General features: G+C 63.3%; 20 protein-coding genes. 11 read left to right on the top strand and 9 right to left on the bottom strand.

Going from position 1 to position 23,233, the window contains the following annotated elements; all coding sequences use genetic code 11:
- Nucleotides 1-332: 332 nt before the first annotated feature.
- Both QQL85_RS14505 and QQL85_RS14500 read left to right on the top strand, forming a co-directional pair.
- Nucleotides 333-1,031, top strand: coding sequence for a response regulator transcription factor (locus QQL85_RS14505; RefSeq protein WP_284354222.1), 699 nt, complete (start codon nucleotides 333-335; stop codon nucleotides 1,029-1,031).
- Nucleotides 1,028-2,635: an ATP-binding protein gene (locus QQL85_RS14500; protein WP_284354221.1), complete on the top strand. Its 1,608-nt coding sequence runs from the start codon at nucleotides 1,028-1,030 to the stop codon at nucleotides 2,633-2,635. The genes QQL85_RS14505 and QQL85_RS14500 overlap by 4 nt, the downstream gene beginning before the upstream one ends.
- A gap of 3 nt (nucleotides 2,636-2,638) precedes the next feature.
- Here QQL85_RS14500 and QQL85_RS14495 read toward each other — a convergent pair whose 3' ends face one another.
- On the bottom strand, nucleotides 2,639-3,340 hold the full coding sequence (locus QQL85_RS14495) for a 4'-phosphopantetheinyl transferase family protein (RefSeq protein ID WP_284354220.1): 702 nt from the start codon (nucleotides 3,338-3,340) through the stop codon (nucleotides 2,639-2,641).
- 76 nt (nucleotides 3,341-3,416) lie between these two features.
- Nucleotides 3,417-4,211 (bottom strand): dienelactone hydrolase family protein, encoded by a 795-nt coding sequence (locus QQL85_RS14490; RefSeq protein WP_284354219.1) that lies wholly within the window; start codon nucleotides 4,209-4,211, stop codon nucleotides 3,417-3,419.
- A 129-nt stretch (nucleotides 4,212-4,340) separates the two neighbouring features.
- Here QQL85_RS14490 and QQL85_RS14485 point away from each other — a divergent pair, with 129 nt between their 5' ends.
- The 4 genes from QQL85_RS14485 (at nucleotide 4,341) to QQL85_RS14470 (ending at nucleotide 8,726) form a co-directional block, all read left to right on the top strand.
- Complete coding sequence (locus tag QQL85_RS14485; RefSeq protein ID WP_284354218.1) at nucleotides 4,341-4,946, top strand: outer membrane beta-barrel protein; 606 nt, start codon at nucleotides 4,341-4,343, stop codon at nucleotides 4,944-4,946.
- 87 nt (nucleotides 4,947-5,033) lie between these two features.
- On the top strand, nucleotides 5,034-5,711 hold the full coding sequence (locus QQL85_RS14480; protein ID WP_087502856.1) for a response regulator: 678 nt from the start codon (nucleotides 5,034-5,036) through the stop codon (nucleotides 5,709-5,711).
- Nucleotides 5,708-7,054 carry an ATP-binding protein gene (locus QQL85_RS14475; RefSeq protein ID WP_284354217.1) on the top strand — a complete coding sequence of 449 codons (1,347 nt, stop codon included), beginning with the start codon at nucleotides 5,708-5,710 and terminating at the stop codon, nucleotides 7,052-7,054. The genes QQL85_RS14480 and QQL85_RS14475 overlap by 4 nt, the downstream gene beginning before the upstream one ends.
- 349 nt (nucleotides 7,055-7,403) lie before the next feature.
- On the top strand, nucleotides 7,404-8,726 hold the full coding sequence (locus QQL85_RS14470) for a dicarboxylate/amino acid:cation symporter (protein ID WP_284354216.1): 1,323 nt from the start codon (nucleotides 7,404-7,406) through the stop codon (nucleotides 8,724-8,726).
- A gap of 63 nt (nucleotides 8,727-8,789) precedes the next feature.
- Here QQL85_RS14470 and tsaA read toward each other — a convergent pair whose 3' ends face one another.
- The 4 genes from tsaA to QQL85_RS14450 all read right to left on the bottom strand — a co-directional run bounded on the left by tsaA (nucleotide 8,790) and on the right by QQL85_RS14450 (nucleotide 11,238).
- Complete coding sequence (gene tsaA / locus QQL85_RS14465) at nucleotides 8,790-9,482, bottom strand: tRNA (N6-threonylcarbamoyladenosine(37)-N6)-methyltransferase TrmO (protein ID WP_284354215.1); 693 nt, start codon at nucleotides 9,480-9,482, stop codon at nucleotides 8,790-8,792.
- Between the two features lie 6 nt (nucleotides 9,483-9,488).
- Nucleotides 9,489-9,950 (bottom strand): DUF1456 family protein, encoded by a 462-nt coding sequence (locus QQL85_RS14460; RefSeq protein WP_284354214.1) that lies wholly within the window; start codon nucleotides 9,948-9,950, stop codon nucleotides 9,489-9,491.
- A 47-nt stretch (nucleotides 9,951-9,997) separates the two neighbouring features.
- Nucleotides 9,998-10,708 (bottom strand): rRNA pseudouridine synthase, encoded by a 711-nt coding sequence (locus QQL85_RS14455; protein WP_284354213.1) that lies wholly within the window; start codon nucleotides 10,706-10,708, stop codon nucleotides 9,998-10,000.
- 77 nt (nucleotides 10,709-10,785) lie between these two features.
- A complete protein-coding gene (locus QQL85_RS14450; protein ID WP_284354212.1) occupies nucleotides 10,786-11,238 on the bottom strand; it encodes a GNAT family N-acetyltransferase in 453 nt (150 codons plus the stop codon).
- A gap of 198 nt (nucleotides 11,239-11,436) precedes the next feature.
- On the opposite strand from QQL85_RS14450, the gene QQL85_RS14445 reads away from it, so the two are divergent.
- From QQL85_RS14445 to QQL85_RS14430, 4 genes are read left to right on the top strand one after another with little or no spacing between them, the layout of a single operon-like run.
- Complete coding sequence (locus tag QQL85_RS14445) at nucleotides 11,437-12,108, top strand: hypothetical protein (protein WP_434482134.1); 672 nt, start codon at nucleotides 11,437-11,439, stop codon at nucleotides 12,106-12,108.
- 57 nt (nucleotides 12,109-12,165) lie between these two features.
- Nucleotides 12,166-12,960: a DUF6502 family protein gene (locus QQL85_RS14440; protein ID WP_284354211.1), complete on the top strand. Its 795-nt coding sequence runs from the start codon at nucleotides 12,166-12,168 to the stop codon at nucleotides 12,958-12,960.
- Nucleotides 12,957-14,648: a DUF5666 domain-containing protein gene (locus tag QQL85_RS14435; protein ID WP_284354210.1), complete on the top strand. Its 1,692-nt coding sequence runs from the start codon at nucleotides 12,957-12,959 to the stop codon at nucleotides 14,646-14,648. The genes QQL85_RS14440 and QQL85_RS14435 overlap by 4 nt, the downstream gene beginning before the upstream one ends.
- 54 nt (nucleotides 14,649-14,702) lie before the next feature.
- A complete protein-coding gene (locus QQL85_RS14430; RefSeq protein WP_284354209.1) occupies nucleotides 14,703-15,452 on the top strand; it encodes a hypothetical protein in 750 nt (249 codons plus the stop codon).
- Nucleotides 15,453-15,520: 68 nt separating this feature from the next.
- Here QQL85_RS14430 and rimO read toward each other — a convergent pair whose 3' ends face one another.
- The gene (rimO, locus tag QQL85_RS14425; RefSeq protein WP_284354208.1) at nucleotides 15,521-16,852 is read right to left on the bottom strand and encodes a 30S ribosomal protein S12 methylthiotransferase RimO; all 1,332 of its coding nucleotides are present in this window, start codon (nucleotides 16,850-16,852) and stop codon (nucleotides 15,521-15,523) included.
- Between the two features lie 234 nt (nucleotides 16,853-17,086).
- Between rimO and QQL85_RS14420 the strand changes: the two genes are divergently transcribed.
- Nucleotides 17,087-18,997 carry a potassium transporter Kup gene (locus QQL85_RS14420; protein WP_284354207.1) on the top strand — a complete coding sequence of 637 codons (1,911 nt, stop codon included), beginning with the start codon at nucleotides 17,087-17,089 and terminating at the stop codon, nucleotides 18,995-18,997.
- A 34-nt stretch (nucleotides 18,998-19,031) separates the two neighbouring features.
- Here QQL85_RS14420 and QQL85_RS14415 read toward each other — a convergent pair whose 3' ends face one another.
- Both QQL85_RS14415 and mprF read right to left on the bottom strand, forming a co-directional pair.
- Nucleotides 19,032-20,324: a virulence factor family protein gene (locus tag QQL85_RS14415; RefSeq protein WP_284354206.1), complete on the bottom strand. Its 1,293-nt coding sequence runs from the start codon at nucleotides 20,322-20,324 to the stop codon at nucleotides 19,032-19,034.
- Nucleotides 20,324-22,966: a bifunctional lysylphosphatidylglycerol flippase/synthetase MprF gene (gene mprF, locus QQL85_RS14410; protein ID WP_284354205.1), complete on the bottom strand. Its 2,643-nt coding sequence runs from the start codon at nucleotides 22,964-22,966 to the stop codon at nucleotides 20,324-20,326. Before mprF ends, QQL85_RS14415 begins: the two co-directional genes overlap by 1 nt.
- Nucleotides 22,967-23,233: the final 267 nt, after the last annotated feature.

Below are 23,233 nucleotides of genomic sequence, written 5' to 3'. Positions count from 1 at the left end.
GTGTTTGCAAGGCGAGCGCCTGTGGATAACGTGTGCGTACTTTGTGGGTGAATGGTGGGTATTCGCTGTAGGCCTTGTGCCAAGTGGTTTGCAGTATTTTTCTGCGCCTTGCTGCCCCAGGGCAGTTTTTTTCGGGCGCGAACGCTATCACAAAAAACGGTTCAGTCGAGGGGCTTCGGGCGGGTTGGCAGCGCCGGAGGTGCTACTGAGTATCCAGGGGGGATGTTGCCTTTTGGTTAAAGGGTTATGTTCCTTGTATCGGCCTCTTCGCGGGTAATTCCGCGAAAGGTCCCGCACAGGCAACACAAAAACAACACGCAAAGGCAGAGGCCATGGACCACCCCGTACCGCGTATCCTCATTGTCGAAGACGACCAGCGCCTGGCCGAGCTCACCGCCGAGTACCTGCAGGCCAATGGCTACGAGGTCAGCGTCGAGGGCGATGGCGCCCGGGCAGCACGGCGCATCGTCGACGGCCAGCCCGATCTGGTCATCCTCGACCTGATGCTGCCCGGCGAGGACGGCCTGAGCATCTGCCGAAGGGTGCGCAGCCAATACCCCGGCCCGATCCTGATGCTTACCGCCCGCAGCGACGAACTCGATCAGGTCCAGGGCCTGGACCTAGGGGCCGACGACTATGTCTGCAAGCCGGTACGCCCGCGCCTGCTGCTGGCGCGCATCCAGGCCCTGCTGCGCCGCAGCGAAACCGTGGACAGCAAGCGCCAGGACCTGGTCTTTGGCGCGCTGCGTATCGACAACCGCCTGCGTGAGGCCCGCCTTGGCGAGCAACTGATCGAACTGACCGGCGCCGAATTCGACCTGCTCTGGCTGCTGGCCAGCAACGCTGGTCGTGTCCTGACTCGTGAGCAGATCTTCACTGCGCTGCGTGGTGTGGGCTACGACGGCCAGGATCGCTCCATCGACATCCGCATCTCGAAAATCCGCCCCAAAATTGGCGATGACCCGCTCCAGCCCCGGCTGATCAAGACGCTACGCAGCAAGGGCTACCTGTTTGTCGGCGAGGCGCCATGAACAACTCGATCTTCCTGCGTATCTACGGCGGCATGTTGGCGGTGCTGGTGCTGGTAGCGCTGCTCGGCGTGCTCAGCCTGCATCTGGTCAACGAAGTGCGCGCAGCCCAGCACCGCGAGGGCCTGGCCCAGGGCACCCTCAGCCTGATGGCCGACAACCTGGCCATGCAGAATGAAACCGAACGCAAACGCTCGTTGCTGATCTGGGAGCGCCTGCTCGGCGTGCCATTGGCGCTGCAGCCGATGACCGCACGCAGCCTCGACGGCGGCCAGCGGGCGCGCCTTTACCGTGGCCTGGTGGTGGTCGAGAAGACGGGGCCACATGCGGCGCAAGTGCTGCGCAAGGTCGGCCAGGAAGACTTGATGCTGGTCGCGCAGATCAAACAGATCAGCGAGCAGCTGGCGCGGGCCACCCTTTATTTGCTGGCTGACGAACTGGTGCGCTACCCGGTCACCGAGCAGCAGCAGCGGCTGGCACAGATCAAGCAGGAAAAGGGCTTCGGCTTCGGCGTCGCCCTGCAGCGTATCGAGCGGGTAAGCCTGGATGATGACCAGCGGCGTCGGGTCGAGGAGGGTGACACAGTAATGGCGTTGGGGAGTGATGGCGACTCGATCCGTGTGTTTGCCGGGCTGGCAGGCTCGCCCTGGGTGCTGGAAATCGGCCCGTTGTACCAGCTCAACCCGTATCCACCGCAGTTGCTGATTCTGATCGCCTTCCTCGGCCTGTGCCTGATCGGCCTGGTGGTCTACCTGCTGGTGCGCCAGCTGGAACGCCGTGTATCGGGCCTGGAGGTTGCAGCCACACGTATTGCCCAAGGTAGTCTGGACACCCGAGTTCCCGCCGGTGACGCCGACTCTGTAGGACGCTTGGCCGCTGCCTTCAACGGCATGGCCGAGCATCTGCAGCGCTCACTGACCATGCAGCGCGAGCTGGTGCGGGCGGTGTCCCACGAGCTGCGCACGCCGGTTGCGCGGCTGCGCTTTGGCCTGGAGATGATCGAAACGGCCACCACCGAACAGGCGCGGGCCAAGCACCTGGCGGGCATGGACGGGGATATCCAGGACCTCGACAAGCTGGTTGACGAGATGCTGACTTACGCGCGTCTGGAACAGGGCGCGCCAGCGTTGAAGTTCCAGCGGGTCGACCTGGATGCCTTGCTCGACCGGGTGATCGAAGAACTGGCCCCGTTGCGTGCCGGAGTGCGGGTGGTGCGCGGCGATTGCCAGGGCGCGGATGCCGAAGGCGCTTGGGTCGAGGCCGAACCCCGCTACTTGCACCGGGCCCTGCAGAACCTGGTCGGCAATGCCATGCGCCATGCCGAGTCCGAAGTGCGTCTGAGCTACCAGCTGGGGCAGCAACGCTGCCGCATCGACGTGGAAGATGACGGCCCCGGGATCCCCGAGGGTTTCTGGGACCGTATTTTCACCCCGTTCACCCGCCTCGACGACAGCCGCACCCGGGCGTCGGGTGGGCATGGCCTGGGCCTGTCGATTGTGCGGCGGATCATTTACTGGCACGCGGGCCGGGCCACGGTGGGGCGTAGCGAGAGACTGGGCGGCGCTTGCTTCAGCCTGAACTGGCCGCGACAACAGGCACCGCTGTAAGGGTCAGACGCTGACCAGGCTGAGCAGGTGGCCGTCCTGCAGGCTGAACTGGCCTTGCAACTCGGCGCCTTGGCGCCACTGCGGCGACAGATCGGTGAGCAGACGCAGGTGGGCCAGGCCTTCGGTGGACCAGTCCAGTATTTCGGCGTGCTCGAAGTAGAAGCGCTGGCGGGTCAGCGGGTAGAGGGTCTTGAACAGGCTTTCCTTCAGCGAGAAGGTCAGGGTGACCGTCAGGCCGAGTTGACGGCGGTCCAAGCGTTCGAGTTCGGGCGGGGTGAGGATTTCGGCCATCAGCCGTTCGGCGCGCTCGTCATCCAGCAAGGCCTCCTGATCCAGGCCCAGTCCCTGGCAGCTGCCCTCGGCGGCGACCACGGCGGCGGCCCAGCCTTTACCGTGGGTGATCGAGCCGTGGATGCCCGCCGGCCAGATCGGCGAGCGGTCCTCATGGGTGCCGGGTATGTAGTCGCGACCGTCCAGGCGCTGCAGCGCAGCGCGGGCGCATACGCGACCGGCCAGGTACTCGGCCTGGCGCTTGGCCACCGAGCGTTGCAGGCTGGCGCTGGGCACGACGCCGGCGCGCTGGAAGTCGTCGGGTGCCAGGCAGGCAGGGTCGAAGGCACAACTGACCAGCACCGCGCCGGGCAGCGGGCGGGGCAAGGGCCAGCGGTGCTGGAGTGGGGCGCAGCAGGCGGGGAGAGTGTTCATGGGGGCTATTGTGCCAGCCGCAGCGGCGGTGTGGGAGGTGGTATAGCAGGGGGCCGCAAAGCGGCCCCGGCGATCTCTATTTGAACACCTGCTTGAAGAACGCCTGCATATCCGCCCAAGAACTCACGTCCGCCGCCTTGTTGTAGCCAATGTCCGGCCCGCCATGCTCACCATGGCTCAAGCGGTCGGCATCCGGGTTGGTGAAGCCATGCTTGGCCCCCGGAATGTTGACGAACTGGTAGTTGACCTTGGCCGCGTCCATTTCCGCTTTGAACGCATTGACCTGCTCTTCGGTGACCATGCTGTCTGCGGCGCCGTGCTCGACCAGTACATAGGCCTTCACCTTGCCGGCCTGGGCCGGCGTCTGCGTGGCCAGTGCACCGTGGAAGCTCACCACGGCATCGAGCTTGTCCACGCCGCGTCGTGCTGCATCGAGCACCACCTTGCCGCCGAAGCAGTAACCGACGGCACCTAAGCTGCTCTTGTCGGTGTAAGGCTGTAGTTCCAGCAGTTTCAGGCCGGCGTCGAAGCGCTCGGCGGCAGCCGCCGGGTCTTTCATCGCTTCGGCCATGAACGCTTGGGCATCCTGCGGATGCTCGGTGTGCTTGCCGTCGCCATACATGTCGATGGCCAGCGCACTGTAGCCCAAGGCCGCGAGGTCACGGGCGCGGCGCTTGGCATAGTCGTTCAGCCCCCACCATTCATGCACCACGACGATACCCGGACGCTTGCCTTGGACTGCATCGTCATAGGCGTAGTAGCCGATCAAACGCTTGCCGTCGGCGTCCTGGTAAGGAATTTCACGGGTCACTATCGCCGCTTGGGCGAGGGAGGCGCTGCACATCAGGGTCAGGGCCAGCAGGGCACGCATCTTTACTACTCCTTGTCTTGCAGACAGTTCGTTCAGCCGGGGTTCAGCCAGGGTTCAGTCGCGGTTCAGGGTGCCCTCCTTACTCTAGCTTCCAGACCGAAACAGCGCACCCAACTGGAGTAACCCGCCATGAAAACCTTCAACACCCTGCTTGCCGCCATGGCCGTCTGTGCCGCTGGCATCACCACTGCCCAGGCCGCCGACGACAACTTCGCCAGCCTGACCTACGGCCAGACCAGCGACAAGGTTCGCAAGTCCGGCCTGCTGCAGCGCAACACCGACCAGCTCAACGCCGATGGCATCATCGGCAAGGAAGACACCTGGGGTGTACGTGTGGGCAAGATCAATGACCAGGGCCGCTACTACATGACCTACGACAACGTCTCGGGTGATCACAGTGGCCTGAAGTTGCGCCAGGAAAACCTGCTGGGCAGCTACGACCTGTTCCTGCCGGTGGGCGATACCACCAAACTGTTCGGCGGTGGCAGCCTGGGCATGACCAAGCTCACCCAGGACTCGCCAGGCGCCAGCCGGGATACCGACTACGGTTATGCCTACGGCCTTCAGGCCGGCGTGATCCAGGACATCACCGACAAGGCTTCGGTGGAGCTGGGCTACCGTTACCTGCGTACCAATGCCGCGACCGAAGTGGGTGAGCGTGGTGGGCCGAAAGACGGCACCCTGCGCCTGACCAGCAGTGCGCAGACCTACCTGGCTGCAAGCTACAAGTTCTGACGGGCGAGCCGCGTTATCCTGTAGCGGCCCTTTCGCGGGCAAGCCCGCGAAAGGGCCGCTACAGGCAATACATATAAGGAGTTGCACATGAAACTGCTGGTGGTCGAGGACGAAGCCCTGCTTCGCCATCACCTCTACACCCGCCTGGGCGAAAGCGGCCATGTGGTCGAGGCGGTCGCCGATGCCGAGGAGGCGCTGTACCAGGCCGGGCAGTACCACTTCGACCTGGCCATCATCGACCTGGGCCTGCCCGGCATCAGTGGACTTGAGCTGATCACGCGCCTGCGCAGCCAGGACAAGACCTTCCCCATTCTCATCCTCACCGCCCGTGGCAACTGGCAGGACAAGGTCGAGGGCCTGGCCGCCGGTGCCGACGACTACCTGGTCAAACCGTTCCAGTTCGAAGAGCTGGAAGCACGCCTGAATGCCCTGTTGCGCCGCTCCAGCGGCTTCACCCAGTCGACCATCGCCGCAGGCCCGTTGGTGCTCGACCTCAATCGCAAGCAGGCCACCCTCGACGAGCAGCCCCTGGCGCTCACTGCCTACGAGTACCGCATTCTCGAATACCTCATGCGCCATCATCAGCAGGTGGTGGCCAAGGACCGCCTGATGGAGCAGCTGTACCCGGGGGATGAGGAGCGCGACCCGAATGTCATCGAAGTGCTGGTCGGCCGCCTGCGCCGCAAGCTTGAGGGCGAGCGCGGCTTCAAACCCATCGACACCGTGCGCGGCCTGGGCTACCTGTTCACCGAGCGCTGCCGATGATCCGCTCCCTGCGGGTGCGCTTGATGCTGGCCGCCGCCGTGCTGGCGCTGCTGTTCATGCTGGCGCTGCTGCCAGCCTTGCAGAAGGCGTTCAGCCTGGCCTTGCAGGAGTCGATCGAGCAACGCCTGGCCTCGGATGTGACCACGCTGATATCCGCCGCGCGCATCGAACATGGCCAGTTGCAGATGCCGACCCTGCTGCCGGACGAGCGCTACAACCTGCCGTACACCGGCCTGCTTGGCTACATATTCGATCGCGACGGCAACCTGGTCTGGCAATCGCGCGCCACTGCTGACCGGCACATCAACTACCGCCCGCGTTATGACGGGCGCGGCAACGAGTTCGCCCGTATTCACCAGGGCGATGGCGAAGAGTTCTTCGTCTATGACGTCGAGATCAAGCTGCTGGGAGGTCAGAGCGCCGCCTACAGCATTGTCGCCCTGCAACCTGTGAGCGAGTACAAGGCCACCCTCAACGGCCTGCGGGAAAAGCTCTATCTTGGCTTTGGTGCAGCCTTGCTGGCGCTGATGGCGCTGCTTTGGGCTGGCCTGACCTGGGGCTTGCGCTCGTTGCGTCGGCTTAGCCACGAATTGGACGAAGTGGAGTCGGGAGCGCGTGATGGCCTGAGCGGCGAGCACCCTCGCGAGCTGCTGCGCCTGACCCGCTCGCTCAACCGCCTGTTGCGCAGTGAGCGTGAGCAGCGCACGCGCTACCGCGATTCGCTGGATGACCTGGCGCACAGCCTGAAGACGCCGTTGGCCGTGTTGCAAGGTGTGGGCGAAAGCCTGCAGCAGCGTAGCGGCGAGCGCGAGCAGGCGTGGGTGTTGCAAAGCCAGATCGAGCGCATGAGCCAGCAGATCGATTACCAACTGCAACGCGCCAGCCTGCGCAAGAGTGGCCTGGTGCGCCACAGTGTGATGTTGCGACCGTTGCTGGATAGCCTGTGCAGCACCTTGGCCAAGGTTTACCGGGACAAGCGGGTAAACGTGGCCCTGGAACTGCCCGATGCGGCGCAAGTGCCGATGGAGCAGGGCGCCTTGCTGGAAATGCTCGGCAACCTGCTGGAAAACGCCTACCGCCTGAGCCTGGGCCAGGTGCGGGTGAGCCTGGAGCAGGCGCCCAGGCAATTGACCTTGTGTATCGAGGACGATGGGCCGGGGGTGCCTGCCGATCAGCGTGAGCGCATTCTGGAGCGCGGCGAGCGGCTGGACAGCCAGCATCCTGGGCAGGGCATCGGGCTGGCGGTGGTCAAGGACATCGTCGACAGCTATGACGCCGAGCTGAGCCTTGGGGATTCGCCCTTGGGTGGGGCGGCGTTCAGGATCACCTTCAACCTCGAATGATTCGCTGGCGCTGCCGGCCCTTTCGCGGGTAAACCCGCGAAGAGACCGGCACAGGCAAACCGCAATGGGCGGATTCCCGCCAACACCCCTGTACAAATCCCGCCACCAGGCGGAAATCCGCCAGCCTTCCTCAGCCAAATCGCCCTGTCGTTGGGCATTAATCCCTAGCAAATACGGCCTTTGCACCCTTCATGGGCATTTTGGCACCACCCTTGCTATTGATCCTGTCAGAGGCCTGCCCAGGCAGCTCGAACACAACGACAAATCCCTCCAGGTGCAGGAGGGTTAGCGATTCAGGTGCCCCATCACCCTGGGAAGGGTGAACCGGCACACTTGAGGAAAATGAGCCATGACGACACGTCAGCCGCTGTACAAATCCCTGTATGTCCAGGTGATCGTTGCCATCACCATCGGCATCCTGCTCGGCCACTACTATCCGGAAACGGGCGTCGCCCTCAAACCCTTGGGTGACGGCTTCGTCAAACTGATCAAGATGGTCATCGCCCCGATCATCTTCTGTACCGTGGTCAGCGGCATCGCTGGCATGCAGAGCATGAAGTCGGTCGGCAAGACCGGCGGTTACGCGCTGCTGTACTTTGAAATCGTCTCCACCATCGCCCTGATCATCGGCCTTGTCGTCGTCAACGTGGTCAAGCCAGGCGCTGGCATGCACATCGACGTCACTACCCTGAACGCCAGCAGTGTGGCCGCCTATGCCGCCGCCGGCGCGCAGCAGTCCACCGTCGGCTTCCTGCTCAACGTCATCCCCAACACCGTGGTCGGCGCCTTCGCCAACGGCGACATCCTGCAAGTGCTGATGTTCTCCGTGCTGTTCGGCTTCGCCCTGCACCGCCTGGGCAGCTACGGCAAGCCGGTGCTGGACCTGATCGACCGCTTCGCCCATGTGATGTTCAACATCATCAACATGATCATGAAGCTGGCCCCGATCGGTGCCTTCGGCGCCATGGCCTTCACCATCGGCCAGTACGGCGTAGGTTCGCTGGTGCAACTGGGCTACCTGATGGCCTGCTTCTATATCACCTGCCTGCTGTTCGTGCTGGTGGTGCTGGGCGGCATCTGCCGCGCCCACGGCTTCAGCGTCATCAAGCTGATCCGCTACATCCGTGAAGAACTGCTGATCGTGCTGGGTACTTCCTCGTCGGAATCGGCCCTGCCGCGCATGCTGGCCAAGATGGAGCGCCTGGGTGCCAAGAAGTCGGTCGTCGGTCTGGTGATCCCGACCGGTTACTCCTTCAACCTGGACGGCACCTCGATCTACCTGACCATGGCTGCGGTATTCATCGCCCAGGCCACCGACACCACCATGGACATCACTCACCAGATCACCCTGCTGCTGGTGCTGCTGGTGGCTTCCAAAGGTGCTGCTGGCGTCACCGGTTCGGGCTTCATCGTCCTGGCTGCCACCCTGTCGGCCGTTGGCCACCTGCCGGTTGCCGGCCTGGCGCTGATCCTCGGCATCGACCGCTTCATGTCCGAAGCCCGTGCCTTGACCAACCTGGTGGGTAACGCCGTTGCCACCGTGGTCGTGGCCAAGTGGGTCAAGGAAATGGACAACGACAAGCTTGCCTCGGAGCTGGCCTCAGGTGGCGCACCGCTGGTCGATACCCGTCCTACCGATGACCTGGGCGTGGCCGAAGGCCCGGCCCGCTGATCGCGGGATGGTTAAATGAAAAAGGCGACCCTTGAGGTCGCCTTTTTCATGTGCGTGCCGAGTTCAGGCCAGCACGACTTCCAGCACCCGGATCACCTCCGGCTGCGGGTAATGCCACCTCACTTGCACATCCCAGAACTTCACCCCATACACCCGCTCGGCGGGTGGTACCTGATAGGCCGGTCGTGGGTCCTGAGCCAGGCATTGCTCGATCAGTTCCACCAGTGGCTCAGCCAGGCGTAGCGCATGCTCGCGGGCCTGTGGCAGGGCGTTTCCGTCCCACTGCACGGCAATTGCAGCGGGTGCTTCACTGGCCATCTGGTTGCTGGCGCCGACGATGCTGTCGGCGTAGGGCACATAGGGCTTGATGTCCAGTACTGGCGTGCCATCGAGCAGGTCGATCCCGGACAGTAACAGGCGGCCGGGCTCTACACCCTCCAGGCGCACCACTGACTGGCCGATGCCGTTGGGCCTGTGGGTGGCGCGGGTGGCGAACACGCCGATGCTCTTGTTGCCACCCAGGCGCGGCGGTCGCACTTTCAGGCGCGGCTTGTCTTCCAGCGCCTGGTGGAACAGGAACAACAGCCAGACATGGCTGACCTGCTCCAGGCCTTCGACCGCATCACCCTGATTGAACGGCGGCAGCAGTTCGAGCACGCCGCGCGCCGCAGGCGCCAGCTGGGGCTGGCGCGGGATCGCGAATTTCTCCTTGAAGCAGGAGTGGACGATGCCGACCGGAGCAACTGTATGCTGCATGGCCACTCAGCCGCGCACGCGCACGGTCAGGCCCTTGAGGAAATTGCGCAGCAACTGGTCGCCGCATGGGCGGTAGTTGTCGTGGCCGGCCTTGCGGAACAGCGCGCTGAGCTCAGGCTTGCTGACCGGGAAGTTGACCGACTTGAGGATCACATGCAGGTCGTCTTCCTTGAGTTCGAAGGCCACCCGCAACTTCTTGAGGATGAGGTTGTTGGTCACTGGCAACTCGACCGGCTGCGGCGGGCGGCTGTCGTCCTTGCCGCGACGGTAGATCACCAGGCCATCGAGGAAGTGTGCCATTACCCGTTCAGGGCACCGGACGAAGCCTTCCTCTTCTTCCTTCTTCAGGTAGGTGGCCAGCACCAGGGGATGCACTTCGAGGCCGGAAAGCCCAATGATCTCGGCCATCTTGGCGTCGTTCACCTTGAGCATGTAGCGCAGGCTGCGCAGGACATCGTTGTGGTTCATTGCTGCAGAATCCTGTTCAGGTGCCACGCGTGTGCGTGGCGCATTGCTTAGAAACGTTCGGTAGTCGCCACATAGCGCCATTGGCCCAAGGGCAATTTGCCCATCGACACGCCGCCCAGGCGAATACGGCGCATGCTTATCAGTTCCAGGCGCAGGTAGGCGCACAGCTCGGAGATTTGCCCGGGTTGCGGGTTTTTCAACACCATGCGCAGGTGGGTCTCGTTCTGCCAGCTGGCCTTGGCCTTGGGCAGCTCGCGATCGTTGCGTGTGGCGCCGCGCGCCAGGCGTTCCAACGCCTGAGGTGTGGTCTCGCCGCGCACTTCGACAATGAACTCCTGCTCCAGGCGACGCAGGTCGGCCTCGATCTTGCGGGTTACCCGCCAATCCTGGGTGAATACCTGCAGGCCGCTGGCACCTCGCTCAAGCGGTGCCACGCAGGCCTGCCGGGCAAAATGCCCATGCAGGGCGCGCACGCCCTCACGGTGGGCTTCGCTGAGGTTGCCCATGTTCATGCTGGCGCGGGCGCTTTCGCTGTCGATGCCGGCCGCTTGGTTAAGCAGCAGGGTCACCGGCTCCAGTGCCTCGATGCGGGCACCGGGTAGTAGCTCTACTTTCTGGTCTTCGACCTTGAACTGCGGTTGCTCGACCACCACGCCATCGACCGTGACCCAGCCACCTTCGATATAGAGCTCGGCATCGCGGCGGGAGCAGCCAAGTTGCTCGATAAGGCGTTTGGACAGGCGGACGGGTTCGGACATGACGGCAATTCGCAAAGGCAGGGAAAGGCCAGCATTGTACCTGCCTGAGCGGCAGAGGGGCTGGGAATCTGTGTCATTTACGCCGTTTTGCACAGCTGCATGTGCAGGAGGGGATAGGGCTGGCCCAGGCCGTCGGTTTCCGAACGGCCGATTACTTCGAAGCCTTCATGCAGATAAAAGCCCAATGCCTGTGGGTTCTGCTCGTTGACGTCCAGGCGCTCGGCATTGAGCTCGTTGATCGCGTAGTGCAGCAGGCGCTTGCCCACGCCTTTACCACGGTAGTCGGGCGCGACGAACAGCATGTCCACGCGCCCGTTGGCGACTCCGGCAAAGCCACAAATGCGTTTCCGGTCCTTGCAGCAGATCAGCATGACTGCGTCGAGGTAGCGGCGCAGTACCTGTTCGCGCAGCAACAGGATGTAGCCCTCTGGCAGAAAGTCGTGAGTGGCGCGTACCGAGTCCTCCCATACCTGTACCAGTTCGCTGTAGTCACTCAAGCGCGGGGTTTGCAACGTCAGTAGCGCAGACATGCCGGTGGTCCTCCATGGCGATAGGGAAAACATAGCAGCCCAACCACCGGTCGGCTTGTCCGTGCAGCGCTTGAATGGCGGTGCGCAGAGGGCTATTAATTAAGCGTGGGAAAAAATCCCACGCATAGAAAAAATAAGACTGACAACAAGATTTCTGACCGATTTCGCGTTCTCGTGGCGATGACCTGGAGACGGACTATGCAAATCCACCTGCTGTTCAAGAAGGCCTTACTGGCGGTTGCCGTAGCTGGCGTGCTGTCGACTTCCATTGTTTTGATCCCAGACTCGATTTCCCATGATTCCAGCGCCTATGCCAAAGATGGCGGTGGCGGTGGTGGAGGTCATGGTGGCGGAGGTGGTGGTGGCGGTCACGGCGGCGGAGGCAGCGGCGGTGGAGGTGGCCACGGCGGTGGTGGCGGGCACGGCGGTGGCGGTGGAAGTGGCGGCGGTGGCGGCCACGGCGGTGGCGGCGGAAGTGGCGGTGGTGGCGGCCATGGCGGTGGCGGCGGAAGTGGCGGTGGTGGTAGCGGCCACGGCAGTGGCGGAGACGGTGGCGGCCATGCCGGCAACAGTGGCAGCGGCCACGACGGTAGTTCAAATGCTGGTCGCAGCGGCAACCATGCTGAAGCAGGTGATGATCATGGCAATCACGTGGGTGGTGAGCCCGGTGACGATCACGGCAATCACGTTGGCGGTGAGCCCGGTGACGATCATGGCAACCATGTTGGCGGTGAGCCCGGGGATGATCATGGTAATCATGTCGGCGGCGAGCCTGGCGATGATCACGGCAATCACATGGGTGGTGAACCTGGTGACGATAATGGCAACCATGTGGGTGGCGAACCGGGTGATGACAACAGCAGGAGCTGACAGGCGTTGATCAGCCCAACTTTACCCCCTTCTATGTTAAGCGCACTGCGGCGTGTCATGCGTCCGCTGGTGCGCTTGATGTTGCGCAAGGGGGTGACCTACACGATGTTCGCCGACCTCCTCAAGGAAGTGTTCGTCGACGTAGCCCATCGCGAGTTTCGCCTGGACGACACCCCGCCCACCGACAGCCGCATCAGCCTGCTTACAGGTGTGCATCGCAAGGATGTCCGGCGGCTGCGCAGCGAAGGTGACAGGGTACTTGCGGCCCTGCCGGAGAACATCACCCTGGGTGCACAGTTGGTCAATGTATGGACCACCTGCCCGCCGTTCTGCTCTGCACCTGGCCGGGCGTTGGCACTGCCGCGTTTGGCGAGTGTTGGCGGCGACTGCTCATTCGATGCCCTGGTGGCCAAGGTCAGTACCGATATCCGTGGCCGGGTGGTGTTGGATGAGTGGCTGCGCCTTGGCATTGTCCGGCTCGATGAGCAGGATTGTGTTCACCTGGAAGCCCAGGCATTCGTGCCGCAGAAAGGGTTTGATGAAAAAGCCGCGTACTTCGGGCACAACCTGCATGACCATGCCTGCGCAGCAGTACACAACCTCAGTGGCCAAGGCCTGCCCTTCTTCGAGCGCAGCGTGCATTACGACGCCTTGAGCCTGTCCAGCGTCGAGCACTTGCGTGAAGTGGTTGCCAAGGATGGCATGCAGACGCTGCTTGCATTCAGTCAGCTTGCAGCAGCGCTGGAAGGCGTCGATGAACCCAGCTTCGAGCAACGTCAGCGCATCACGGTCGGGCTTTATTTCTACACTGAAGCTACCGATCCCGAATTGTCCAAGACGCCAGGCCCATGACCCCCCTCACGCGCTGCCTCAGTGTCGTTGCCTTCGCCCTGGTCATGGGGTTGAGCCTGGTGGCGCCTGCCGAGGTAGCCGCAGCACCGGTTTGCGTCAGCCGCGACGAAGTGGGTATGGCCGGTGCCGCAGGCCTGCAGTTCCCCGGGGGTACGGGCGGTACCGGCGTGCGCAGTGAAAGCGGTGGAGTCGGTGGCACTGGCGCGCCGCATCCGCAGCGCCCAGGTGGCACAGGCGGTACTGGTGCGGTGGCCGACGGTGTGGATGGCACCTACTTCGACCACAGCAGTGGCGGAGTCGGCGGCACCGGTGCGCCGATCCTGCGCCCGGGCGGTACGGGGGGTACCGGCATCGTCGGCACCATTACCGGGTTCGCCTCGATCTGCGTCAATGGCCTGGAAGTGCACTATGGCAAAGACGTACCGGTAAGTGAAAACGGTGCTCCCGCCAGCAGTGCGCACTTGGCCATTGGGCAGGTTGTGGCGGTGGAGGCAGTGGCCACTCAACGCGGCCTGCAGGCCGGGCGAATCTCTATTCTCAACGTCTTCGAAGGGCCGTTGACGGCGCTTCCCAACGCTTCGGCTCCGTTGCGGGTGATGGGCCAACCGGTACGCCTTGCAGCAGGCGCGCGAGTAGCTGAAGGGCTGCGCCCGGGCGAGCCGGTCAAGGTCAGCGGCCTGCGTGATGCCAGGGGCGAAGTGGTGGCGACCCGTATCGAACGGGCGCCGGGCCTGCGAGAGGCCAGTGCTATTGGTGCGATTGATCGCCCGGGTAGCCTGCAGGGTCTGCAACTGGGCACCCACGTTTCCCCTGCGCGGGAGGTGCTGGTGCGCGGCCAGTGGACCGGGCGCCAGCTGGAAGTGGCGCAAACCCGCCCGGACCCAAGCTTGCCGTTTGCTGGCCGTGTCCAGCAGGCGGTGGTCGAAGGGCTGGTGCAGCGTGCGCAGGCTCGGCAACTCGTGGTCGCAGGGATTCAGGTGACGCTGGGGCAGGGTACTGTGATCGTTGGCAAGCCGTCTCTCGATCAACGTGTTCGGGTGAGTGGCGTGCTCAATGGTACTCACGAGCTGCGGGCAACCCGCGTGGAACTCCAGGATGACCGTGCCGACAACCCGGACAGAGGTCATTCGGGGCATGGCAGCGAGCACGGCAGCAGTGACTCTGGTGGTGCCAGTAACAAGGGTAACGACGCAAGCGAGGCGAGCAGTGTCCGCAGTGATGATCACAGTGGGCGCAGTGACGTTGAGGATTCCAGTGGGCACGGTAACGCTGAACGCGTGGACAATTCCGGCAAGTCAGAACGTGTCGAAACCGTGGAACCGCATGAGAGCAGCAACAGCGGCAGATCCGATCGGGTAGAGAAGGTTGAAGTCGAAAGGGTGGAAAAATCCGAGAGGGTTGAGAAAGTAGAAAAAGTTGAGAAGGTCGAAAAACCCGAGAAAGTCGAGAAGGTGGAGAAAGTCGAAAAGCCTGAAAAGGTGGAGAAGGTTGAAAAAGTCGAAAAAGTCGAAAAAGTCGAAAAAGTCGAAAAAGTCGAGAAGGTAGAGAAGGTAGAGAAGATCGAAAAGCCTGAAAAAGTAGAAAAGGTAGAAAAAGTCGAGAAAGTAGAAAAAATTGAGAAAGTCGAAAGGCCGGAAAAGGTAGAGGCGGCTGAAAAAGTAGAGCATCCAGAGCGATCCGGGCGTTAGACAACTAGGCTGGGTAAGTCCGATCACACTTCCTGACGGGATACTGAGGTGCCGATGAGACCGACCCTCCCGCTTCTGGCCTGCTTGCTGTCATGCACCAGCGCCTCGGCTTTGGCCGACACCTTCAGCGCCGCCATCGGCATGGACTACTCAAGCGGCGACTATGGCACGGGGACCACTTCGGAAATCTGGTACATGCCCGTGGTCGGCAAGTATGAAGCCGGCCCCATGACCTACAAGGTCACCGTGCCCTGGTTGCGTATCACCAACCCGGAGGTAGGCCCGAATGGCGATCCCTTGCCCGGCGGGTGCCGGGATGTGGAAAGCGGGTTGGGCGACACGGTCGCCAGTGCCGGGTATGCCTTGCTCGATGGCAGCGACGGCGGCCTGATGCTGGACCTGATCGGCAAGGTCAAATTCCCCACCGCCGATGAAGACCAGTGCCTGGGCACCGGTGAGTACGACTACACCGCCCAGGTTGACATCACCCAGGGCTTTGGCCCAGTCACCGGATTCGCGACACTGGGCTGGAAGAAGTTTGGCGACCCACCCGACAGCGACTTCGACGACCCGGTATTTGCCAGCCTCGGCTTCGCCATACGCGTGGCGGCTGGCACTTCAGCCGGCGCTTCCTACGATTGGCGGCAGAAGGTGGTCTCGACAGGGTCGCAGATCAAGGAACTTACCCTGTTCCTGACCCACAAGCTCAACCAGCAATGGAAAGTCCAGCTGTACGCGGTCAAAGGCTTTTCGGATGCCAGTCCGGATGCAGAAGGCGGCCTGATGCTGTTCCACACGTTCTGACAAAAAAGCCCCTGCTCCGGAATGCCGGGGCAGGGGCTCTTCAGTGTTTCAGCCGTGTTTCAGCCGTTTCAGACAGGCTCTGCCCACATGTCGTACTCGTCGGCATCCACGACACGGCAACGTACTTTGTCGCCTGGCTTGAAGCCATGGTCGCCATCGATGAACACGCTACCGTCGATTTCCGGGGCATCGAAGAAGCTGCGGCCCACCGAGCCTTGCTCTTCGACTTCATCGATCAGCACTTCGATTTCCTTGCCGATGCGCAGTTGCAGGCGGGCGGTGCTGATGGCCTGCTGGTGGGCCATGAAGCGGTCCCAGCGCGCCTGCTTGATGTCGTCCGGCACTTCCTCCAGGCCCAGGTCGTTGGCCGGTGCGCCTTCTACAGGCGAGTACTGGAAGCAGCCCACGCGGTCGAGCTGCGCTTCGGTCAGCCAGTCCAGCAGGTACTGGAAGTCTTCTTCGGTTTCGCCTGGGAAGCCGACGATGAAGGTGGAGCGGATCACCAGCTCAGGGCACTGCTCGCGCCAGTGCTTGATGCGCGCCAGGGTGCGGTCTTCAAAGGCCGGGCGCTTCATCGACTTGAGCACTTTCGGGCTGGCGTGCTGGAACGGGATGTCGAGGTACGGCAGGATCTTGCCAGCGGCCATCAGCGGGATCACGTCGTCGACGTTCGGGTACGGGTACACATAATGCAGGCGTACCCAGGCACCCAGGCTACTCAGCGCCTCGCACAGCTCCAGCATGCGGGTCTTGACCGGGCGGCCATTCCAGAAGTCAGTCTTGTACTTGACGTCGACGCCGTAGGCGCTGGTGTCCTGGGAAATCACCAGGATCTCCTTGACCCCGGCCTTGACCAGGCGCTCGGCCTCGCTCAGCACTTCGCCCACCGGGCGGCTGACCAGCTTGCCGCGCATCGATGGGATGATGCAGAAGCTGCAGCTGTGGTTGCAGCCTTCGGAAATTTTCAGGTACGCATAGTGGCGCGGGGTCAGTTTGACGCCCTGTGGCGGCACCAGGTCGATCAGCGGGTTGTGGTCCTGACGTGGCGGTACCACTTCGTGCACGGCGTTGACCACCTGCTCGTACTGCTGCGGGCCGGTGACCGACAGCACGCTCGGGTGCACGTCACGGATGCTGCCTTCTTCGACACCCATGCAGCCGGTGACGATGACCTTGCCGTTTTCCTTGATCGCTTCGCCGATCACTTCCAGCGACTCGGCCTTGGCGCTGTCGATGAAGCCGCAGGTGTTGACCACCACCACGTCGGCGTCCTCGTAGGTGGGCACGACTTCATAACCTTCCATGCGCAGCTGGGTCAGGATGCGCTCGGAATCGACCAAGGCTTTTGGGCAACCCAGGCTTACGAAACCTACCTTGGGGGTGGCGGGCGTGGTGGACATGACTAACCTCGGTATTGAATGCAGGTCGCCCGGCCGGAATCGCGGGCGATCTTGACGGGCGCTTTGGGCGCCTCTGATCAAAAAGTGCGCAATTCTAGCGAGCGTAACGTCGCTTGACCAGCAGAAATACGACGAACGCTGCGCTATGCTTCGCGCCGTTGCGCGAAGGTGCCTTCGGGGCCTGGCGCTAGAGTGAATACTTAAGGCCGTGATGGCCGTCTGCGGGAGTGGTCGATGGTTCAGGCAAGCAGTCACGCCGAGGGCGGGCACGAGGGGAAGCAGGGCGCGGCGCGGTCGCTGGGCCTGCTCGTGGCGGCGGTCGGGGTGGTTTACGGCGATATCGGCACCAGCCCGTTGTATACCCTCAAGGAAGTCTTTACCGGCGGTTACGGGGTGCCGGTCAATCATGACGGCGTGCTGGGGATCCTGTCGCTGATCCTGTGGTCGCTGTTGTGGGTGGTGTCGTTCAAGTATGTGATGTTCATCCTGCGCGCCGACAACCAGGGCGAGGGGGGCACCATGGCCCTGACCGCACTGGCACGGCGGGCCACGGCGGCCTACCCGCGGTTGCGTACGCTGATGGTGATCTGCGGCCTGATCGGTGCTTCGCTGTTCTACGGCGACAGCATGATCACCCCGGCGGTGTCGGTGCTGTCGGCGGTGGAAGGCATGGGCCTGGCGTTTGACGGTATCGACCACTGGGTGGTGCCGATTTCGCTGGTGGTGCTGGTAGCCCTGTTCCTGGTGCAGAAGCACGGCACCGAGAAGATCGGCAAGCTGTTCGGCCCGATCATGGTCACCTGGTTCGTGGTGCTGGGTGCGCTGGGCGTGCATGGCATCTCGCAGAGCCCTGAAGTGCTCAAAGCGTTCAACCCGGGCTGGGCGGTCAACTTCTTCGTGGTGCACCCCGGCATGGGCGTGGCCATTCTCGGCGCGGTGGTGCTGGCGCTGACCGGCGCCGAGGCGCTGTACGCCGACATGGGCCACTTTGGCCGCAAGCCGATCGCCCGGGCCTGGTTCATCCTAGTGCTGCCCGCGCTGGTGCTCAACTATTTCGGCCAGGGTGCACTGCTGCTGCAAAACCCGGACGCAGCCCGTAACCCGTTCTACCTGCTGGCGCCGGGCTGGGCGTTGCTGCCGTTGGTCGGGTTGGCGACCATGGCCACGGTGATCGCCTCGCAAGCTGTGATTTCGGGGGCGTTCTCCCTGACCCGCCAGGCCATCCAGCTGGGCTACATCCCACGGATGCAGATCCAGCACACCTCCAGCGACGAACAGGGGCAGATCTACATTGGGGCGGTGAACTGGACGCTGATGGTCGGCGTGGTGCTGCTGGTGATCGGTTTCGAGTCGTCCGGCGCCCTGGCGGCGGCCTATGGCGTGGCGGTGACCGGCACCATGCTGATGACCACTATTCTGGTGTCGGCAGTAATGTTGCTGCTGTGGAAATGGCCCCCAGTGCTGGCGGTGCCGATTCTGGTGGGCTTCCTGTTCGTCGACGGGCTGTTCTTCGCCGCCAACGTGCCGAAAATCGTCCAGGGCGGTGCCTTCCCGGTGTTGGCGGGTGGCGTGCTGTTCCTGCTGATGAGTACCTGGAAGCGCGGCAAGCAGATTCTGGTCGAGCGCATCGACGAAGGCGCGCTGCCGCTGCAGCTGTTTATCAGCAGTATCCGTATTCAGCCGCCCCACCGGGTCGAAGGCACGGCGGTGTTCCTCACCGCACGGGCCGACGCTGTGCCTCATGCGCTGTTACACAACATGCTGCACAACCAGGTGCTGCACAGCCAGGTGGTACTGCTGACGGTCGTCAGTGAAGACCGGCCGCGTGTGCCGGAGCAGGAGCGCTTCGAAGTGGAAGCGTATGGCGATGGGTTCTTCCGCGTGCTGCTGCACTTTGGCTTCATGGACGAGCCGGACGTGCCGGCTGCATTGAAGCTGTGCCACCTGGATGATCTGGACTTTACGCCGATGCGCACCACCTACTTCCTCAGCCGTGAGACGGTGATCGCTTCACGGCTGGAGGGGATGTCGCGCTGGCGGGGCAACCTGTTTGCGTTCCTGCTGAAGAATGCCAACGGCAACCTGCGCTTCTTCAACCTGCCGCTGAACCGGGTGATTGAATTGGGAACCCAGGTCGAGATCTGATTGCCAAGGGGCTGCAAAGCAGCCCCAATCATTGTCAGTTCTGTTCGGCGACGCTCGACTTGCCCTGACGTGTCTCGATCTCACCAATCAAGCGCTTGGCCAGCGCTGGGTAGTTCTCGTCGAAATGGTGCCCCCCAGGCAGCTTCAGGCGTTCACCCACCGCGGTCTTCTCGGTGCAACCGCTCTCATCGGTCTCTTCCACGCCATACACGCACACCACCTTGGACGCTGGCAGCCTGGCCATTTCCGGCCCGGTAGGTGCTTCCTGGCCTTCCTTGCCCAGCCAGCCCTCGACTTCGATCTCGAAACTGCCACTGCGGGCAAACGCCAGCAGCATCACCGCATCAATGCGCTGCTGGTCTTCGGCAGGCAGGCGGTTGTAGATCGCCGGCAGCACATCGGCACCGAATGAATAGCCCGTCAGCACGAAGCGCTTTGTGCCCCACTTCTGCCGGTAGTGCTGCATCAGCTCGGACAGGTCGGCAGCGCTTTGCTCCGGGGTCTTGTGCTGCCAGTAGTAGCGCAACGTGTCGATGCCCACCACGGGGTAGCCCAACTTGGCCATTTCCCCGGCCACATCACGGTCCAGGTCGCGCCAGCCACCATCACCGGAGAGGAACAGGGTGACCGTGTCGGTGGTCTGCCCGGCGGGGACCTCGACCACCGGTATCGCCAACGCGTTACCGTCATGGCCAACCAGGGCCTGGGTCAGCTGGGCCTTGAGCACTTGTGGCAGGTGAATGTCGTAGTCGCTGATGCTGGTTTCGGCGTTGGCCTGGTCGCGTACGAAGGCGGCACTGGCGTCATCCGGGTTGTCGTTCCAGGCGACGTTCCAGTGGCCATGGGGCGCCGCCTTGGGCAGCGGGGCCTGGCAGCCGGGTTGTTCCAGGCTGAAGTCCACGGAAATGGCCCGCGCCTTGTCATCGGTCTGGCTGGCCAGCCAGCGCCAGGCCTGGGCGGCACCAGGGCCGATACCGGCGACCAGCGTCGGCTTTTCCGACAGTTCTGTCAGGGCTTGGTCCATGGCCTGTTGCTGTTTGCTGCAGTCGTTCGGCGGCAGGACCACTTGCACCAGCTGGGCTTCGCCGGCCTGGCTCAGGTCCAGCAGTTGCTTGTCGGTCAATGCCTGGTCCTGTGGCACACCGATGGCTACTCGGGCCTTCGGGTGTACGCCAGGGGTCACCCGAGTGATGCGGGTGTCATTGATGCTCAGTTGCTCCAGGCGCGCCTCGGGGGCCGGGCGTGTCCACAGCCAGAAGGCCAGGGCGCCACCCAGGGCGGCCAGCAGCAGGGGAACCAGCAGGTACAGCCAATAGCGTCGGGTCATCAACGTTTCACCAATCCAGTCAGGCCGCCCGCAATCAGGGCGGCAGTGTCGGCCAGTGCTACCAGCGGGTCGAGCCCGGCCGGCACGGCCATGTAGCGGGGTTCCCAGTCCGGTTGGAATTTGTCCTTGAAGCGGCGAAGCCCCTGGAAGTTGTACAACTGCTCGCCTCGGCGGAATACCATCGAACCCAGGCGCTGGGTCAAGGGCGCCCCACGCCGCGGCTGCAGGCCGGAAAGCGGCACCATGCCCAGGCTGAAGCGGGCGTATTCATGGCTTTTGTAATGCAGGATCAAGCCGATCATCATGAATTCCATGGTCAGCTTGGGGGCCTCGGGGTGCGCACGCATGAGGTCGAGGCTGGCCAGTTCATTGCCATGGGTTTCCAGCAGGTTGGCGAAGGCCACCGGGCGGCCTTGGAAGCGAATCAGGGCAATGCGGAAGTGCTGCAGGTAGTCCGGGCTGAAGCGCCCCAGCGAAAAGCCTTTCTCACGCACGTTCTTGCCGCCAAGCCAGGCATCGGAAATTTCCTTCAGCTCCGCCAGTGGTGCGTGGCCGGGCTCGTGGATTTCCAGGCTCAGGCCGTCGCGGCCGCCGCGGTTCCAGGTGTAGCGCAGGTCTTTCATCTCCTTGCCCTTGGCTTCCAAGTCGAAGCGGCGCAAATCGACACGGGCTTCTTCGCCCAGCTTCAGCGCTGTCAGGCCGATGTCCATATAGAAAGGCAGGTTCTCGGCGCGCACCTGGTAGAACACCGGACGGGCGTGATGCAGGTCGCACAGGTCGCGGAACTGCCAGATCATTTCGGCGCGCTCCTGGGCCGGGCCAATGGGGTCGTACAGGGCCACCAGGCTGCGGCCGCGTCGGGCATACATAAGGAAGGCATTGTCACGCGGGTGGAACAGCAACGCTTTGTCGCCCGTCAGGGCCAGGCCGCCGTCGGGCTGGTCGGAGGCCAGCAGGATGCGATTGGCGCGCTGCAGTTCTTCCTCGTCGGGTAGATGGATCACGGGAGGGGCGGTGCGCAGCAGCCAAGTCAGCGCCACGGCAGCGAGCAGCAAGGCGCTGCCCATGGCGGCACGCAGGCCGCGAGGGGCATCGGCATCAAGGGTGAACTGCCACCACAGCTGATGGCTGTAGGGCACATCCTGGTAGGCGAACAGCAGCAGCCACACCGAAGCGCCGACTGCACAGGCGCTGGCCACCAGGAACACCGGCGAGAATGGCAACTCCAGCAGGCGGCTGGGGCGGTAGAACGAGCGCCGGAAGAGGGCCAGCAGCGTAGCGGTGAAGGTCAGCAGGCAAGCCTCCTCCCAATCAAACCCCTTGAGCAGCGACAGCACGGCGCCGACCAACAACAGCACGGTGGTCAGCAGCCAGGCAGCAGAGAGGCGCCGGCGCAGGCCTTGGGCCAGCAGCAGGCACAGCACGCCGATCAGGCTGGCGCCGAAGTGCGAGGCATCGATCAGCCGGTGCGGCACCAGGAAACCCATGTGCTCCAGGCGGGTGTCAATCTCAGGTGTGGCGCCCGAGAACAGCAGTACCACGCCCGACAGGAATACCAGAATCGACAGGATCGGAGCGGCCAGCCCTGAGGCTGCTTTGATGGCCTGCTGTGCGAACAGCAGGCGCCGTGCTTCGTTGGCCAGCAACAGTACACAGGCCAGCAGCAATGGCAGTACCACATAGATCAGCCGGTACAACAGCAGGGCGGCCGCCAGTGGCGCCGCACCGAGCTGGTCGGCAAAGGCCGCCAGCAGGATCGCTTCGAACACCCCGACGCCGCCCGGTACATGGCTGAGCACGCCTGCGGCCAAGGCCAGCAGGTACACCAGCACAAACGCGCCGAAGGGGGGGGCTTCGGGCAGCAGCAGATACAGGACCGTGGCGGCTGCTGCCACATCCAGCGCGGTGATCAGCAGTTGCAGGGCGGCCAGCCGTGCGCCCGGCAGTCGCAGTGTGCGGCGGCCCAGTTGCACCAGCAGGTTATTGGCCAGCGGTTGCTCGGCCAAGCGCCGGCGGTACAAGCCGAACACCAGCAGGGCGGATGCCACCAGCACGGCGGTGGCGACACTTGCCAGCAGGCCCGGTGCCAACCCCAGTGCAGCCGAGGCTGCCGGCAGGTCGCTCAAGGTCGCCAAGGCCGCCAGGGGGGGCAGCGCGCAGCCCAGCGACAGGCTGGCAAACACGGTCATACGTGCGACTTCACCAGCTCCAAGCCCTTGCCGTGCATAGAGCCGGTAGCGCACCGATCCGCCCGAAAGCATCGACAACCCGATGGCGTTACCGATGGCAAAGGCGCTGAAACCGCCCAGCACCAGGCTGCGTGTTGGCAGCTTCACCCCGGCATAGCGGCTGGCCGACCACTCGTAGCCCAGCAAGATCACGAAGCCCACCACCGTCGCCAGCAAGGCGCCCAACAAGGATTGGGCCGGCACGCTGAGCATGGCGTCGTGCAAGGCATAGATGTCCAGCTCGCTCAGCAGGTGGCGGCAGGCAATCAAGGCCATGGTGAACAACACCAGAGTCACTGCCAGGCCGATGGGCTGACGGTAGCGGCTCAGGCGTTCGAGCAAGGGAAGGCGCTGCACGGCACCGGGCAGCGCCGAGGCGAGCGGCACCGGAGGTTCGGGGTTATGGGAAGTCATGGATTGCCTCGGGCGTGCTGCGCGAGGTGGAGGGAAGGTGCGGCCAAGTGAAAGTCCCTTAGGAAAACGTATCCAATACTACTCCGGCCTCAGGCGCTTTCAGCGGCCTGGCAGGGTTAAAGATAGTTCATCCGGGGCACGATGCCTCAAGCCTGCGGGATGGCTGGAGGGGCGGGGAAAACGAAGCGACGAAAAGCAGAGGGGTAGAAACAACAAACCCCGCGCTGCTGTTAAGCAGGCGGGGTTTGTTCTGACGAATATGGTTGC

The sequence above is a fragment of the Pseudomonas putida genome (assembly GCF_030159595.1).
GTDB lineage: Bacteria > Pseudomonadota > Gammaproteobacteria > Pseudomonadales > Pseudomonadaceae > Aquipseudomonas > Aquipseudomonas putida_AC.
The sequence above is the reverse complement of the archived record's forward strand: the minus strand, read 5'-3'. Positions and strand labels throughout refer to the sequence as shown.

What these genes read in the sequence shown, in the direction of transcription:
- QQL85_RS14430 (WP_284354209.1), top strand. Translation starts at nt 14,703, where the DNA reads ATGAGACCGACCCTCCCGCTTCTGGCCTGCTTGCTGTCATGCACCAGC.
- tsaA (WP_284354215.1), bottom strand. Translation starts at nt 9,482, where the DNA reads ATGCAGCATACAGTTGCTCCGGTCGGCATCGTCCACTCCTGCTTCAAG.
- QQL85_RS14445 (WP_434482134.1), top strand. Translation starts at nt 11,437, where the DNA reads ATGCAAATCCACCTGCTGTTCAAGAAGGCCTTACTGGCGGTTGCCGTA.
- QQL85_RS14495 (WP_284354220.1), bottom strand. Translation starts at nt 3,340, where the DNA reads ATGAACACTCTCCCCGCCTGCTGCGCCCCACTCCAGCACCGCTGGCCC.
- QQL85_RS14485 (WP_284354218.1), top strand. Translation starts at nt 4,341, where the DNA reads ATGAAAACCTTCAACACCCTGCTTGCCGCCATGGCCGTCTGTGCCGCT.
- QQL85_RS14475 (WP_284354217.1), top strand. Translation starts at nt 5,708, where the DNA reads ATGATCCGCTCCCTGCGGGTGCGCTTGATGCTGGCCGCCGCCGTGCTG.
- QQL85_RS14480 (WP_087502856.1), top strand. Translation starts at nt 5,034, where the DNA reads ATGAAACTGCTGGTGGTCGAGGACGAAGCCCTGCTTCGCCATCACCTC.
- QQL85_RS14500 (WP_284354221.1), top strand. Translation starts at nt 1,028, where the DNA reads ATGAACAACTCGATCTTCCTGCGTATCTACGGCGGCATGTTGGCGGTG.
- QQL85_RS14455 (WP_284354213.1), bottom strand. Translation starts at nt 10,708, where the DNA reads ATGTCCGAACCCGTCCGCCTGTCCAAACGCCTTATCGAGCAACTTGGC.
- QQL85_RS14415 (WP_284354206.1), bottom strand. Translation starts at nt 20,324, where the DNA reads ATGACCCGACGCTATTGGCTGTACCTGCTGGTTCCCCTGCTGCTGGCC.
- mprF (WP_284354205.1), bottom strand. Translation starts at nt 22,966, where the DNA reads ATGACTTCCCATAACCCCGAACCTCCGGTGCCGCTCGCCTCGGCGCTG.
- QQL85_RS14440 (WP_284354211.1), top strand. Translation starts at nt 12,166, where the DNA reads ATGCGTCCGCTGGTGCGCTTGATGTTGCGCAAGGGGGTGACCTACACG.
- rimO (WP_284354208.1), bottom strand. Translation starts at nt 16,852, where the DNA reads ATGTCCACCACGCCCGCCACCCCCAAGGTAGGTTTCGTAAGCCTGGGT.
- QQL85_RS14490 (WP_284354219.1), bottom strand. Translation starts at nt 4,211, where the DNA reads ATGCGTGCCCTGCTGGCCCTGACCCTGATGTGCAGCGCCTCCCTCGCC.
- QQL85_RS14450 (WP_284354212.1), bottom strand. Translation starts at nt 11,238, where the DNA reads ATGTCTGCGCTACTGACGTTGCAAACCCCGCGCTTGAGTGACTACAGC.
- QQL85_RS14470 (WP_284354216.1), top strand. Translation starts at nt 7,404, where the DNA reads ATGACGACACGTCAGCCGCTGTACAAATCCCTGTATGTCCAGGTGATC.
- QQL85_RS14420 (WP_284354207.1), top strand. Translation starts at nt 17,087, where the DNA reads ATGGTTCAGGCAAGCAGTCACGCCGAGGGCGGGCACGAGGGGAAGCAG.
- QQL85_RS14435 (WP_284354210.1), top strand. Translation starts at nt 12,957, where the DNA reads ATGACCCCCCTCACGCGCTGCCTCAGTGTCGTTGCCTTCGCCCTGGTC.
- QQL85_RS14460 (WP_284354214.1), bottom strand. Translation starts at nt 9,950, where the DNA reads ATGAACCACAACGATGTCCTGCGCAGCCTGCGCTACATGCTCAAGGTG.
- QQL85_RS14505 (WP_284354222.1), top strand. Translation starts at nt 333, where the DNA reads ATGGACCACCCCGTACCGCGTATCCTCATTGTCGAAGACGACCAGCGC.